Raw genomic sequence first — 14,071 nt, forward strand, 5'->3', positions numbered from 1 at the left:
TAGTCGGAACGTATAGCCATGTTCGAAGTCGGCTGGACCGAGATGCTGGTGATCGCGATCGTCATGATCGTGGTCGTCGGGCCCAAGGATTTGCCCAACATGCTGCGCACCTTCGGCCGCACGACGGCGAAGCTGCGCGCCATGGCGTCCGATTTCCAGCGGCAGTTCAACGATGCGTTGAAGGAAGCCGAGCTCGACGACGTCAAGAAGTCGGTCGATTCGCTGAGAAGCCTCAATCCGGCCGCCGAGATCAGGAAGCAGCTCAATCCATTCGAGCAGGCCGCCGCCGACGTCCGTTCCGGCGTCGACGCAGTGATGAAACCCAAGCCGGCCGTCGATGCCGCCGCTTCGACGGAGCAGGCGGCCGAGCCGCTTAAGAACGGCGCAACGACGATGCCGGGCGTCAGCCCGCCGGAGCCGACGCCGGCCACGCCGATCTTTCCGGCGATGACGGACGAGTCCGTCGTAGCGCCGGCAGTGCAGGCGCAAACGGCTGCAGCGGCCGTGCCGAAAAAAGCACCTGCGGCAAAGAAGAAGCCAGCGCCCGCGAAAGCCGCGGCCGCCGTCCCGGCCAAGCCGGCAAAGACTGCTGCGCCAAAGGCTGCCGCAAAAGCTGAGCAAAAAGCGCAGTCGTCAGCAGCGAAGAAGCCGGCGTCAGCAACGAAGAAGCCGGCCGCCAGGAAAACGGCGGGAGCCGCAAAGTGAGCACTTCGGATAAGGATAAGGACGAAATCGAGAAATCGTCGGCTCCGCTGATGGAGCACCTGATCGAGTTGCGCCGGCGGCTGATCTGGTCGATCGGCGGTTTTTTTGTTGCCTTCCTGGTCTGCTTCTTTTTCGCCAAGCGGCTGTTCAACCTTCTGGTCATTCCGTTCAGATGGGCGACCCAGTGGGCCGGGCTCGACCCGCACAAGGTCGAGCTGATCTATACGGCGCCACAGGAGTTCTTCTTTACCCAGGTCAAGCTCGCCATGTTCGGCGGCATGGTCATCGCCTTTCCGCTGATCGCCACGCAGATCTACAAATTCATCGCGCCCGGCCTCTACAAAAACGAGCGCAACGCCTTCCTGCCGTTCCTGATCGCCTCGCCGATCCTGTTCCTGATGGGCGCATCGCTGGTCTATTTCTTCTTCACGCCGATGGTGATGTGGTTCTTCCTCGCCATGCAGCAGACCGGCACCAACGACCAGGTGCAGATTTCGCTGCTGCCGAAAGTGTCCGAATATCTCAGTCTGATCATGACGCTGATCTTCTCCTTCGGCCTGGTGTTCCAGCTGCCGGTGGTGACAAGCCTGATGACGCGGGTCGGCATGCTGTCGTCAACGGCCCTGGCCGAGAAGCGCAAATGGGCGATCGTCATCGCCTTTGTGGTGGCGGCGGTGCTGACGCCGCCCGACCCGATGAGCCAGATCGGCCTCGCCATTCCGACGATCCTGCTCTACGAGGTCTCGATCTGGTCGGCCCGGCTGATCGAACGCAGCAAGGAGCGCGACCGTGTGGCCCGCGAAAAGCAGGACGCCACCGAAGAGGTGGCCGAAAAGCCGGCGGACGCGTCTTCGACGTAGGTTCGGTTGAAACGGGCAGCATTTTTTGCCGGCCATAGCAACTTTGTTCTTGCTTTGTGCCGGCAGCTATGCTATTAATTTGGGTATGGTGCTGATTCGGCGCCGACGACCCGCCCACTGAGGCGGGTTTTTTTGGTTCAGATTCCTTTCGACCAAATGTTGCGAGTGCTGCCGACATCAATGTCGGCAGGACAGAGGGGGGCGCGAAGGAACTCGGCTTGACATCTTGCATCGATCAGGGATGCGGTTTACGCCCTCTGGTCTTTGTTTTGGGCATTTCCTTGCCCCGAAACCGCCGTGCCGAGGACGAACAGACCATGCTTGACATCAAATGGATTCGCGACAACCCGAAGGCCCTTGTCGAGGCGCTCCAGAAGCGCTCGTGGTCGGCCGGGGATGCGCAGTCCACGGTCGACGACCTGATCGCCGCGGATGAGGCGCGGCGCGAGCATCTGACCGAGCTGCAGACCAGGCAGGAACGCCGCAACGCCGCATCGAAGGAGATCGGCAATGCCATGCGCTCGGGCGATGCAGCTCTTGCCGAAAGGCTGAAGGCCGAGGTCGGCGAGATCAAGGCCTTCATCCAGAATGGCGAGGCGCGCGAGCGCGAGCTCGACAAGGCGCTGAACGATGCGTTGGCAGTGCTGCCAAACGTGCCGTTCGACGACGTGCCGGTCGGCAAGGACGAGCACGACAACGTCGTCAAACGCGTCGTCGGCAAGGTGCCGACGCGGCCGAACTGGGTGAAGGAGCATTTCGCGATCGGCGAAGCGCTCGGCATGATGGATTTCGAGCGGGCAGCACGGCTTTCCGGCTCGCGCTTCACCGTGCTCAAAAGCGGCCTAGCGCGGATGGAACGCGCGCTCGGCCAGTTCATGCTGGATCTGCACACCACCGAGCACGGCTATGGAGAGATCCAGCCGCCGTTGATGGTGCGCGACGAGGTGCTTTTCGGGACCGGGCAACTGCCGAAATTCGAGGAGGATTTATTCTTCGTTCGGCACGGGGACGGCAGGCTTGGCCTAATCCCAACCGCCGAAGTGCCGCTCACCAATCTCGTTCGCGACGAGATCACGCCGCACGAAAAACTGCCGCTGCGCTATACGGCGCTGACGCCGTGCTTCCGCTCCGAGGCGGGCTCGGCCGGGCGCGATACGCGCGGCATGCTGCGCCAGCACCAGTTCTACAAGGTCGAGCTGGTCTCGATCACCGACCAGGAGACTTCGGTTGCCGAGCACGAGCGGATGACCGCCTGCGCCGAGGAGGTGCTGAAACGGCTCGGCCTGCCGTTCCGCACCATGACGCTGTGCACAGGCGATATGGGCTTTGGCGCGCGCAAGACCTACGATATCGAGGTCTGGCTGCCCGGCCAGAACGCCTATCGCGAGATCTCGTCGTGCTCGGTATGCGGCGATTTCCAGGCGCGGCGCATGGACGCCCGCTACAAGGACAAGGACGGCAAGGGCAACCGCTTCGTCCACACGCTGAACGGCTCCGGCACCGCCGTCGGCCGTGCGCTCATTGCCGTCATCGAAAATTATCAGAACGAGGACGGCAGCGTAACCATTCCTGAAGCGCTTCGGCCTTACATGGGCGGTCTGGAAAAGATCGAATCGAAATAATGCGCATCCTTCTGACCAACGACGACGGCATCCATGCCGAGGGCCTTGCATCACTCGAACGCATCGCGCGTACGCTGTCGGACGACGTCTGGGTGGTGGCACCGGAACAGGATCAGTCCGGCTATGCGCATTCGCTGTCGATCTCGGAGCCGCTGCGGCTCAGGAAAATCGGCGAAAAGCACTTTGCGGTGCGCGGAACGCCGACCGACTGTGTCATCATGGGCGTGAAGAAGATCCTGCCCGAAGCCCCTGACCTGATCCTGTCAGGCGTCAATTCCGGCGCCAACATCGCCGACGACGTCACCTATTCGGGCACGGTCGCCGGCGCCATGGAAGGCGCGCTGCTCGGCGTGCGATCGATCGCCATCAGCCAGGCCTATTCCTATGTCGGCGAGGACCGCGTCGTTCCTTACGAGACCACCGAAGCGCTGGCGCCGGCCCTGCTCGCAAAGCTCGTCGCCGTGCCGTTGCGGGATGACGTGCTGCTCAATGTCAATTTTCCGAACTGTGCGCCGGAAGAGATCGCCGGAACTGTAGTCACTTCGCAGGGCAAGCTGGTCCACAGCCTGTGGGTCGACGAGCGGCGCGACGGGCGCGGCCTGCCTTACTACTGGCTGCGCTTCGGCCGCGAGCCAGTCGAGGGCAAGCAAGGCACCGACCTCCATGCCTTGCGCAATCGGCTGGTGTCGGTGACGCCGCTGCAGCTCGATCTCACCGCGCATGAAATCCGCGATCAACTGGCCAAGGCGCTCGCATGAACTTGAACCACGCTGCAACGGTCGACGAGCGCGAAGGTTTCGCTGCCTTCCTGCTTCGCCTGCGCGGCAGGGGGACGGTGCCGAAGGCGCTTATCGCCGCCTTCGAGGCGACGCCGCGGCGCGGCTTTCTGTCTCCGCATTTCCACTCGATAGCCTGGTCGGACCGTATGCTGCCGATCGAATGCGGCGAGGCCATCGAAGGCGCCGACCTGCAGGCGGCGGTGATCGCGGCACTTGCCATCGAGCCGGGCAACCGGGTGCTCGAGATCGGCACCGGATCCGGCTACACGGCGGCGGTGATGTCGCGGCTTGCCGCGCGGATCGTCACTATCGACCGTTACAAGACGCTGGCCGAACAGGCCCGGCAGCGGCTCGAGGCGCTCGCCATCGGCAATGTCATCGTGCGCCAGGCGGACGGTTCCAACGGGCTGGCCAACGAAGCGCCGTTCGACCGCATCGTCGCCTGGGCGGCCTTCGACAGCCTACCGCGCTTCCTGCTCGACCAATTGTCGAGCGGCGGCATCGTCATCGCGCCGATCGGACCCGACGAAGGCGAGCAGGTGCTGGCCAAGCTGACCAAGGTCGGCAGCCGCTTCGAACGCGAGGATATCGGCCTGGTGCGCCTGCAGCCGATCCTGCACGGTGTCGCCGCGGTGATCTAGACTGTGTCGATATTCAGGTGAGGCCGGCCTGCAAAATGGCGGCTTCCTCCGCTTCCGGCCTTCGCCGGCCGAAGCATTCATAAGAGGTCGCGGCAGTTAAAGCTATGGCCGGGGTAGGCCGGTGCTCACGTACCCAAAAGTACGCTCCGCTCCGGTTCTCGGAACCCACCATTTTCGGCTCCGCCTGACCTGAATCTCGACACACCCGGCGCTCGATCCTCGAATATTTTAAGAAAATTTGCGTCTGATTCTACAGGTTTAACCGACCGGTAACATTAACGCGCTTTAATCACACTCAGTTGTACCGGGTCTGTGCGGGTTAGTGCGATGCAATTCAGTGTTTTGAAGGCAAACGGACGCAATCTGGCGCGTGGCTGCGCCGTCCTCATGATCGCAGGCGCTGCGACGGGGTGTAGTTCCCAAGTGGCGCGGTTCAACAGCGTCGACGACGTGTTCACCGCCTCGACCAACAACCAGCGCGCCATCATCGACAAGCAGGATGCTGCCCAGCCTTATCCGGGCGATGTTGCGGCCGCCCCGATCGACGGCAGCCACACCCAGTCGGTCAGCCGCTCAAGCCTCGAACCGGTTACGGCACAGCAACTGCCGCCGCCGGCTCCCGCCCTGGCCCCTGCCGCCCGCCCGGTGCGTACCGCTGCCGCGCCGGCCCTGGCGCCTGCCGCTCCTCATGTCGACAGGACGGCAACCGGCACCGTTGCTCCGGCGGCAAGGCCGTTCAAGAACGCCGAGCCCGACGCGCCGCGCATGGCGACGGCCGCCGGCGCACCGCATGCAACCGAGATCATCGTCAAGGATGGCGAGACCATTTCCGGCCTGTCGCGGCGCTACGGCGTGCCGGCGGATGCCATCATGAAAGTCAACGGGCTGAGCGCAACCAAAGGGCTGAAGACCGGCCAGAAGCTCGTCATCCCGGCCTATGCTTACTCGAGCAACGGAGCCGCGCCGAAAGTCGCCGACGCCAAGCCCGCGAACGGCACCAGGCACGACCAGCCGGCCGACGCGCCGGAGAAGGTGGCCGTGCTGCCGCAGCAACCGAAGCTCAGGGAAGGCAAGTCTGCCGCGCAGGTGGACGCCTCGGCTGCGGCGAGCCAGCCGAAGGATGGAAAGACCGCGCCCAAAGTGGCTTCGGCGACGGCCAAGCCAGCCGGTGCCGGCGGCACCTACACGGTTCAGCAAGGCGATACGCTGTCGGCCATCGCCAGAAAGACCGGCGTCGGCGTCGTCGCGTTGAAGCAGGCGAACGGCATGCAGGATGGACTGCTCAAGATCGGCCAGACCCTGAAAGTGCCGGCAGGCGGAACCGCTGTCGTCGCCGGCGCGAAGCCGGCAAAGGTCGATCCGGTGACGACGGCCACCACCCAGCCGCCTGCCAAGGCCACGCCGACGCAGACGCTCGCCTCCTACACGCCGCCAAAGAAGGACGCGAAAGTCATCCAGCAGGCCGAGGACGACGATGCGGTGGCGCCGGACGCAACGGGCATCGGCAAGATGCGCTGGCCGGTGCGCGGCCGCGTGATCTCAAGCTTCGGCGGCGGCAAGGACGGCGTCGACATTGCCGTGCCCGAGGGGACGCCGGTCAAGGCAGCTGAAAACGGCGTCGTCATCTATGCCGGTGACGGCCTCAAGGAATTCGGCAACACGGTGCTGGTACGGCACGAAAACGGTCTGGTCACCGTCTACGGCCACACCAGCTCGATCGAGGTGCAGCGCGGCCAGAAGGTCAAGCGCGGCCAGGAAATCGCCCTGTCCGGCATGAGCGGCACCACCGACTCGCCGAAACTGCATTTCGAAGTGCGCAAGAACTCGGCGCCGGTCGATCCTTCGACCTATCTCGAATAGAAGACGAAAGCGATTTGCGGGCCACCTGACCTTCAGCCCGCCGAGGAAGTCCGCTCCGCAAGGTGCGGGTTTCTTTTGTTGTTAGTCGTTGAGCGGCTAATCCTTGAGCGGCTTGCCGAGCCGGCCTGCCAGATCCTGGGTGAACTGCCAGGCGACGCGGCCCGAACGGCTGCCGCGCGTCGTCGCCCATTCCAGCGCCTCGGCGCGCAGCATCTCGGGATCGATGGCGAGATCGTGATGGCGGACATAGCCGTCGATCATATCGAGATATTCGTCCTGCGAACATTTGTGGAAGCCAAGCCACAGGCCGAAACGGTCCGACAGCGAAACCTTTTCCTCGACCGCTTCTGACGGATTGATCGCCGTCGAGCGCTCATTGTCGATCATGTCGCGCGGCAACAGATGCCGCCGGTTCGAGGTGGCGTAGAAGATGACGTTGGCCGGGCGGCCCTCGACGCCGCCCTCAAGCGCTGCCTTCAGCGATTTATAGGACGTGTCGTCATGGTCGAATGACAGGTCGTCGCAGAACAGGATGAAGCGGAAGGGTGCTGCCTTCAGCAGGCCCATCAGCTTCGGCAGCGTGTCGATGTCTTCGCGATGGATCTCGATAAGCTTGAGCGGCAGATCGAGCTTGGCCGAAGCGTTGACCGCGGCGTGCACCGCCTTGACCAGCGACGATTTGCCCATGCCGCGCGCGCCCCACAACAGCACGTTGTTGGCGGCATAGCCTGACGCGAAGCGCTCGGTGTTGTCGACCAATATGTCGCGGACGCGGTCGACCCCGCGGATCAGGCCGATGTCGACGCGGTTGACCTTGAGCACCGGCTCCAGATAGCCGGGATCGGCCTGCCAGACGAAGCAATCGGCCTCGCCCAGGTCGGTTTGCGGCACCGGCGGCGGGGCGAGGCGGGCGACCGCCTCGATCAGGCGGTCGAGCTTCTGGCTCAGGGTATCGATGGTGCTGTCCGTCATCTCTTGTCTTTTTTGTCTCGCGTTCAGGATGGTGCGGCAGGCCAACCTACCTGATTTCAGCGGTTTCGAAACTCGTCCCAAGCATTTGTTCGGGCATGATCTTTTGCGGAAACCGAGCGTCGCTTTTGGGGATCATCCTCTAACACGGCTCACCAGGCCGGAAAAGCAGCCGATTTGCCCGGCGGCGCAGTTGCATTGGCAACGTTACCGACTATATTCCGGCCAAATTTGGCGGGGCCGTCAAATTCCCAGAACGGTTAAGGCGGCTGTTTTTAAAATTCAGGAGTACCTCGATGTTCGTGACACCGGCATACGCCCAAGGCATCGGCGGGGACTCGTCCGCAATGTTTATCCAGATCGTGCCGTTTGCTCTGATTTTTGTGATCATGTATTTTCTGATCATCCGGCCGCAGCGCACGCAGCTGAAGAAGCGCGGCGAGATGCTGGCGGCGGTTCGCCGCGGCGATACCGTCGTCACCGGCGGCGGCTTGGTCGGTAAGGTGACCAAGGTGATTGACGACAACGAGCTCGAGATCGACCTTGGCGGCGGCACCAAGGTGACGGCGCTGCGCTCGACGATTGCCGATGTGCGCGTCAAGGGCGAGCCGGTGGCGAACCAGAACGCCAAGAAATAACCGAATTGTCGGCGGAACGATCCGCCAGTACGCCCTGACGGACGACGCCATATGCTTTATTTTTCGCGCTTCAAGATGATCCTGATCTGGCTGGCCGTGGCCGCCACAGTGGTCCTCGCTGCGCCCAACCTTTTTTCCGCCAGCACGCTGGCCAAGCTTCCCGACTGGGTGCCGAAGCGGCAGATGACGCTCGGCCTCGACCTGCAGGGCGGCTCGCACATCCTGCTCAGGATGGATCCGAACGATCTGATCAAGGATCGGCTGGAGACGACGCGCGACGAAATCAGGACGCTGCTGCGCGATGCCAAGATCGGCTATACCGGCCTTGCCGGGTCGGGGCGCACGGTGCAGGTCCGCATCACCGATCCCGCACAGATCGACGCCGCCAAGAACGCACTGAAGCCATTGACCAATCCGGTGGCGGCCGGCCTGTTCAGCGGCGGCTCCATCCAGGAGATGACCCTGGATGATTCCGAGGCCGGCCTGCTTAAATTCACCGTCACCGATGCCGGCATCAAATACCGTACGTCGACGGCGCTGACCCAGTCGATCGAGGTTGTCAGCCGTCGTGTCAACGAACTGGGAACGACCGAGCCGATCGTGCAGCGGCAAGGCGACGACCGCATCCTTGTGCAGGTGCCTGGTTTGCAGGACCCGCAACGGCTGAAGGAAATTCTCGGCCAGACCGCCAAGCTGACCTTCCAGATGGTCGACCAATCGATGCCGGTGCAGGATGCGCTGAACGGCCGTCCGCCGCCGGGATCCTCGGTGCTGTATTCGCAGGACGATCCGCCGGTTCCGTATCTGATCGAGAACCGCGTCATCGTTTCGGGTGAAAACCTCGTCGATGCCCAGGCGACGTTCAACTCGCAGACCAATGAGCCGGTGGTTTCGTTCCGCTTCGATTCCAAGGGGGCGCAGCGGTTCGGCCAGGCGACAGCGCAGAATGTCGGCAAGCTGTTTGCCATCATCCTCGACAATCAGGTGATTTCGGCGCCGCGGATCAACGAACCGATCCCTGGCGGTTCCGGCCAGATATCGGGGAATTTCACTGCCGAGAGCGCCAACGATCTCGCCGTGCTGCTGCGCGCCGGCGCCTTGCCGGCGACCCTCACCGTGATCGAGGAGCGCACGGTTGGCCCTGGCCTCGGCCAGGACTCCATCCATGCCGGCAAGGTCGCCGGCATCATCGGCTCGATCCTGGTGGTGGCGTTCATGTTCGTCGCCTACGGTTTCCTCGGCTTCCTCGCCAACATCGCGCTGGCGGTGCATGTCGCGATGATCGTCGGGCTGCTGTCGCTGCTTGGCGCGACGCTGACCTTGCCGGGTATCGCCGGTATCGTGCTGACCATCGGCATGGCGGTCGATTCGAACGTGCTGATCTATGAGCGTATTCGCGAGGAGCGACGTGCCGGCCGCTCGGTGATCCAGGCGATCGATACCGGCTTCAGCAAGGCGCTGGCGACCATCGTCGATTCCAACGTCACTTCGCTGATTGCCACCGTGGTGCTGTTCTACCTCGGCACCGGGCCAGTGAAGGGTTTTGCCGTCACCTATGCCATCGGCATCCTGACCACGGTCTTCACCGCCTTCACCTTCACCCGCCTGCTGGTGTCGATCTGGCTTCGCCGGGCCCGTCCGAAGGAGTTGCCACGGGCGCCGGTGACCTTCATTCCGCCGGGAACGAAAATTCCGTTCATGGGCATCCGCCGCTGGACGTTCACACTGTCCAGCGTGCTTTCGGTGCTGTCGGTCATCGGCTTCATGACCATCGACATCAATTACGGCATCGATTTCAAGGGCGGCTCGCTGATCGAGGTGCAGTCCAAGGCCGGCAATGCCGATCTGGCTGACATCCGCGGCAGGCTGACGGAACTCAATATCGGCGAGGTGCAGGTTCAGCAGTTCGGCGAGCCGAACGACGTGCTGATCCGCGTCGGTACCCAGGAGGGTGGCGAGAACGCCGAGCAGACCGTCATCGACAAGGTGCGCGGCGAGCTGCAGGACCAGTATGATTTCCGCCGCGTCGAAGTGGTCGGGCCGACGGTCTCGGGCGAGCTTGCCAAGCAAGGCACCATTGCCATGCTGGTCGCGCTGCTCGGCATTCTGATCTATGTCTGGTTCCGCTTCGAATGGCAGTTCGCGGTCGGCGCCATTGTTGCGACCGTTCACGACGTGGTCATGACGATCGGCTTCTTCGTCCTCACCGGCCTCGAATTCAACCAGTCGTCGCTGGCGGCGATCCTTACCATCATCGGTTATTCGCTCAACGATACGATCGTCGTCTATGACCGCGTTCGCGAGGATCTGCGAAAATACAAGCGAATGCCGCTGCCGCAATTGCTGAACAACGCCATCAACGAGACGCTGTCGAGGACGACGCTGACCTCGGTGACGACGATCCTGGCGCTGCTGGCGCTGGTGCTGTTCGGCGGCGAGGTGATCCGCTCGTTCACCATGGCCATGCTGTTCGGCGTCGTGTTCGGCACCTATTCGTCGATCTTTATCGCCGCGCCACTGCTTATCCTGTTCAAGCTGCGGCCGCAGGCCACAGCGTCGGACGAGGAAAAGCCGGTGGGCGGCGGCAAAGCCATAGCCACCTGACGGCTTGCCTCAAAAGTGGCCAAGGGCATCGTCATCCGCGAGGCGCATTTCCCCGGCCGCGCACCGGTCGAGGCTTACGGCAATGGCGGTTTCCGCTTTGCCGACATGTCGCATCGCGGCTCGCTGCTGTGCCTGCCTTCGGGCATCTATGGCTGGGAGCCGGCCGATCCGCTGGCGCTGACGGCAGCGGATTTCGCCAAGCTGTTCAACGAGGCAGACAAGGTCGAGATCCTGCTGGTCGGCAGCGGCAAGGATCTGAGGCCGTTGCCGGCCGCGCTGCGTGCCGCGCTGAAGGATGCCGGCATTTCCGCCGATCCGATGTCGACCGGGGCGGCTGTGCGGACCTACAATGTGCTGCTGGCTGAAGACCGCGCGGTGGCCGCAGCACTCATCGCCGTCGACTGACGTGGCCGAAAACACCAAACTCGTCATGGAGACGGTGCGCGCCGCTGATCATGACCGCTACCTGACCGCGCTCTACGCGCCCGAAGACAAGCGGGACGCGCTGTTTTCGCTCTATGCCTTCAACGCCGAAATTGCCGGCATACGCGACCGCATCCACGAGGCGCTGCCGGGCGAGGTGCGGCTGCAATGGTGGCGCGACGTCATCGCAGCCGAAGAGGATGGGGCTGAGGTCGGCCATCCCGTGGCGGACGCGCTGAAGGCGACTATTTCCGCCCACCATCTGCCCAAGGCCGCTTTCGAGAACATGCTCGAAGCGCGCATCTTCGATCTCTATGACGACCCGATGCCGTCGCGCAGCGACCTCGAAGGCTATTGCGGCGAGACTGCCGCAGCACTTATCCAGCTTGCGGCGATGGTGCTCGATCCGGTCGAAGCACCGCGCTTTGCCGAGCTTGCCGGCAGGGCAGGTTGTGCGCAGGCGATGACCGGTCTGCTGCTTCTGCTGCCGCTACATCGCGAGCGGGGACAGTGCTTTGTGCCGGCCGATATTTTGGCGGCGGCGGGATCCTCGCCGCAAGAATTCGTTACAGGTGACGGCGGGCCGGGCGCGGAACGCGCCGCTGCCGCGATAATCGCGCTGGCACGGGAACATCTTTCCGCCTTCGAGCAGGGGGCGTCCGCTCTACCGGTTTCGCTGCGCCCGGCGTTTCTGCCGCTGGCTCTTTCGGGCGCCTATCTCGACAAGATGGAGCGCGCCCGCCGCTCGCCTGTCAAGGAGGTGGCGCGGCTCTCTGTCCTGCGCCGGCATTGGCTCTTGTTCCGGCGCGCGACGCGGGGCTGGCCGGTCGCATGAAGGCTGCCGCGTAGCCAACCCGACCGTTATTCCGCAGCTTCCGCCTGGGAAGGCAGCCCCAGCCATTCGCGGCAGGCGGCGAGCGCGCGCGACGTTACCGCGTGCCGCTTGGCGACCGTCTTGTCCTTGCCACGCAGCCGCTTGCCTTCGATCTTCGGCGCGTCCACCGGCGGGAACAGGCCGAAATTGACGTTCATCGGCTGGAAGGAGCGCTTTCCCGGCTCATCGTCTGAAACGATATGGCCGCCGGTGATGTGGTTGAGCAAGGCGCCGAAGGCGGTGGTCAAGGGCGGCAGCGACGGCGCATGGCCAAGCCTTTCGGCGGCTGCAAAGCGCCCGGCGAGCAGGCCGATGGCGGCGCTCTCGACGTAGCCCTCGCAGCCAGTGATCTGGCCGGCAAAGCGCAGGCCGGGCCGCGACTTCAACTGCAGCGACGCGTCGAGCAGCGTCGGCGAATTGATGTAGGTGTTGCGGTGCAGGCCGCCTAGGCGGGCAAATTCGGCGTGTTCCAGCCCGGGGATGGTGCGGAATATGCGCACCTGCTCGGCGTGCTTCAGCTTGGTCTGGAAGCCGACCATGTTGTAGAGCGTACCCAGCGCGTTGTCCTGCCGGAGCTGGACGACGGCATACGCCTTTACAGACGGATTATGCGCATTGGTCAGCCCCATCGGCTTCATCGGCCCGTAGCGCAATGTCTCGACGCCGCGCTCGGCCATCACCTCAATCGGCAGGCAGCCGTCGAAATAGGGCGTGCCTTCCCATTGCTTGAATTCGGTCTTCTGGCCGTCGACCAGCGCCTGCACGAAGGCAAGGTACTGCTCCTTGTCCATCGGGCAGTTGATGTAATCCTTGCCGGTGCCGCCGGGACCGACCTTGTCGTAGCGCGACTGGAACCAGCAGATATCCATGTCGATCGTGTCGAAATGGACGATCGGCGCGATGGCATCGAAAAAGGCGAGCGCGTCGGCGCCGGTTGCTTCCGCAATCGATTGGGCGAGCGAAGGCGCCGTCAGCGGGCCGGTGGCAACGATCGCCTGGTCCCAGTCCGCCGACGGCAGGCCGGGCACTTCCTCGCGACGAATGGTGATGAGCGGGTGCGCTTCGAGCTTTCTGGTGACCGCTTCGGAAAATCCGTCGCGGTCGACGGCCAGCGCTCCGCCGGCCGGCACCTGATGCGCGTCGCCGGCGCTCATGATCAGCGAACCGGCCAGCCGCATTTCGGCGTGCAGCAGGCCGACGGCATTGGTTTGCGCATCGTCGGAGCGGAAGGAGTTGGAACAGACGAGCTCGGCCAGCCCGTCGGTCTTGTGCGCGTCGGTACCGCGGACGGGACGCATTTCATGCAGGACAACTGGAACGCCGGCTTCGGCCGCCTGCCAGGCGGCTTCGGAGCCGGCGAGACCGCCGCCGATAACGTGAATGGGGTTCTTGTCCATGAGCGCCGAAATAGTCGCTTGGCGCAAGGATTGCAATTGCCACGCGGGAGAATGGCTGACGGGGGAAGCCGCCCCAAAACAACAACACCCGCCGGGGGAGGAGGTCCGGCGGGTGTCGTTTTGTTGGTCGATCCTCGGGAGGAGGTGAAGATCGACCGTATTCGTCATCGCCGGGGAGGAGGTCGGCTTTGACGAAATTCCTTTCGCCATTTGAAAGGGCGCGAAACCCTTTTTAGAAACAGCGCCCGCCGGGGGAGGAGGTCCGGCGGGCGCCGTTTTTGTGGTCAACCCTCGGGAGGAGGTGAAGGCTGACCGTATCCGTCAGGGTCGGGGAGGAGGTCGACCCTGGCGAAATTCTTGTTGTTAGATCGCCCTGCGAGCGACCATCTTGATCTCGTCGCGGACGATGCCGAGATCGTTGAGCTGGCGGTTCGACAGGCGACCCAGCTCGGTAACCGTCTCGCGGTAGACGCGCCAGTTACGATAGTTGCGGATCAGGTTCATTGTCGTTCTCTTTTCAAAACTGGTTCGGGCCATTTGCGGCCCGAAGGATTAGACCGCCTTGCGGGCGACGTAGTGAATGTCGCTGCGGCTGATGCCGAGATCGGTCAGTTCACGGGTGCTCAGGCGGCTCAGCTCGGACACGGTGTCCCTATAGCGGCGCCAGTTGCGATAGTTGCGGATCAGGTTCATGGTAGT

The 14,071-nt window shown here is 63.4% G+C and carries 14 protein-coding genes; 10 read left to right on the forward strand and 4 right to left on the reverse strand.

Features of this window, described 5'->3' with window-relative positions:
* Positions 1-18: 18 nt before the first annotated feature.
* The 6 genes from tatB (at position 19) to NKH04_RS21730 (ending at position 6,467) form a co-directional block, all read left to right on the forward strand.
* Complete coding sequence (gene tatB / locus NKH04_RS21705) at positions 19-705, forward strand: Sec-independent protein translocase protein TatB (protein ID WP_352470423.1); 687 nt, start codon at positions 19-21, stop codon at positions 703-705.
* Positions 702-1,565 carry a twin-arginine translocase subunit TatC gene (gene tatC, locus NKH04_RS21710; RefSeq protein ID WP_352919054.1) on the forward strand — a complete coding sequence of 288 codons (864 nt, stop codon included), beginning with the start codon at positions 702-704 and terminating at the stop codon, positions 1,563-1,565. Before tatB ends, tatC begins: the two co-directional genes overlap by 4 nt.
* Positions 1,566-1,882: 317 nt before the next feature.
* The gene (gene serS / locus NKH04_RS21715; RefSeq protein ID WP_353044933.1) at positions 1,883-3,187 is read left to right on the forward strand and encodes a serine--tRNA ligase; all 1,305 of its coding nucleotides are present in this window, start codon (positions 1,883-1,885) and stop codon (positions 3,185-3,187) included.
* Entirely contained in the window at positions 3,187-3,945 is a 759-nt protein-coding gene (gene surE / locus NKH04_RS21720) for a 5'/3'-nucleotidase SurE (protein WP_352919058.1), read from the forward strand. Before serS ends, surE begins: the two co-directional genes overlap by 1 nt.
* Complete coding sequence (locus NKH04_RS21725; RefSeq protein ID WP_352500868.1) at positions 3,942-4,607, forward strand: protein-L-isoaspartate(D-aspartate) O-methyltransferase; 666 nt, start codon at positions 3,942-3,944, stop codon at positions 4,605-4,607. The genes surE and NKH04_RS21725 overlap by 4 nt, the downstream gene beginning before the upstream one ends.
* A gap of 327 nt (positions 4,608-4,934) precedes the next feature.
* On the forward strand, positions 4,935-6,467 hold the full coding sequence (locus NKH04_RS21730; protein ID WP_352919060.1) for a peptidoglycan DD-metalloendopeptidase family protein: 1,533 nt from the start codon (positions 4,935-4,937) through the stop codon (positions 6,465-6,467).
* Between the two features lie 96 nt (positions 6,468-6,563).
* Here NKH04_RS21730 and NKH04_RS21735 read toward each other — a convergent pair whose 3' ends face one another.
* A complete protein-coding gene (locus NKH04_RS21735; RefSeq protein WP_352539745.1) occupies positions 6,564-7,439 on the reverse strand; it encodes an ATP-binding protein in 876 nt (291 codons plus the stop codon).
* Positions 7,440-7,732: 293 nt separating this feature from the next.
* Between NKH04_RS21735 and yajC the strand changes: the two genes are divergently transcribed.
* From yajC to NKH04_RS21755, 4 genes are read left to right on the forward strand one after another with little or no spacing between them, the layout of a single operon-like run.
* Positions 7,733-8,074: a preprotein translocase subunit YajC gene (gene yajC, locus NKH04_RS21740; protein ID WP_352451381.1), complete on the forward strand. Its 342-nt coding sequence runs from the start codon at positions 7,733-7,735 to the stop codon at positions 8,072-8,074.
* Positions 8,075-8,125: 51 nt separating this feature from the next.
* On the forward strand, positions 8,126-10,678 hold the full coding sequence (gene secDF, locus NKH04_RS21745) for a protein translocase subunit SecDF (RefSeq protein WP_352919062.1): 2,553 nt from the start codon (positions 8,126-8,128) through the stop codon (positions 10,676-10,678).
* Between the two features lie 15 nt (positions 10,679-10,693).
* On the forward strand, positions 10,694-11,083 hold the full coding sequence (locus NKH04_RS21750) for an Mth938-like domain-containing protein (RefSeq protein ID WP_352470434.1): 390 nt from the start codon (positions 10,694-10,696) through the stop codon (positions 11,081-11,083).
* 25 nt (positions 11,084-11,108) lie between these two features.
* Positions 11,109-11,936: a phytoene/squalene synthase family protein gene (locus NKH04_RS21755; RefSeq protein ID WP_502895719.1), complete on the forward strand. Its 828-nt coding sequence runs from the start codon at positions 11,109-11,111 to the stop codon at positions 11,934-11,936.
* A 26-nt stretch (positions 11,937-11,962) separates the two neighbouring features.
* Here the strand turns inward: NKH04_RS21755 and trmFO are convergent, their stop codons facing one another.
* The 3 genes from trmFO to NKH04_RS21770 all read right to left on the reverse strand — a co-directional run bounded on the left by trmFO (position 11,963) and on the right by NKH04_RS21770 (position 14,065).
* On the reverse strand, positions 11,963-13,372 hold the full coding sequence (gene trmFO / locus NKH04_RS21760; protein WP_352500862.1) for a methylenetetrahydrofolate--tRNA-(uracil(54)-C(5))-methyltransferase (FADH(2)-oxidizing) TrmFO: 1,410 nt from the start codon (positions 13,370-13,372) through the stop codon (positions 11,963-11,965).
* A 363-nt stretch (positions 13,373-13,735) separates the two neighbouring features.
* Positions 13,736-13,876, reverse strand: coding sequence for a DUF1127 domain-containing protein (locus tag NKH04_RS21765; protein ID WP_023678914.1), 141 nt, complete (start codon positions 13,874-13,876; stop codon positions 13,736-13,738).
* A 48-nt stretch (positions 13,877-13,924) separates the two neighbouring features.
* On the reverse strand, positions 13,925-14,065 hold the full coding sequence (locus NKH04_RS21770) for a DUF1127 domain-containing protein (protein WP_091596947.1): 141 nt from the start codon (positions 14,063-14,065) through the stop codon (positions 13,925-13,927).
* Between the last annotated feature and the right edge of the window lie 6 nt (positions 14,066-14,071).

Origin of the sequence: Mesorhizobium sp. M1365 (genome assembly GCF_040317865.1) — a bacterium.
In the GTDB taxonomy this organism is placed as follows: domain Bacteria; phylum Pseudomonadota; class Alphaproteobacteria; order Rhizobiales; family Rhizobiaceae; genus Mesorhizobium.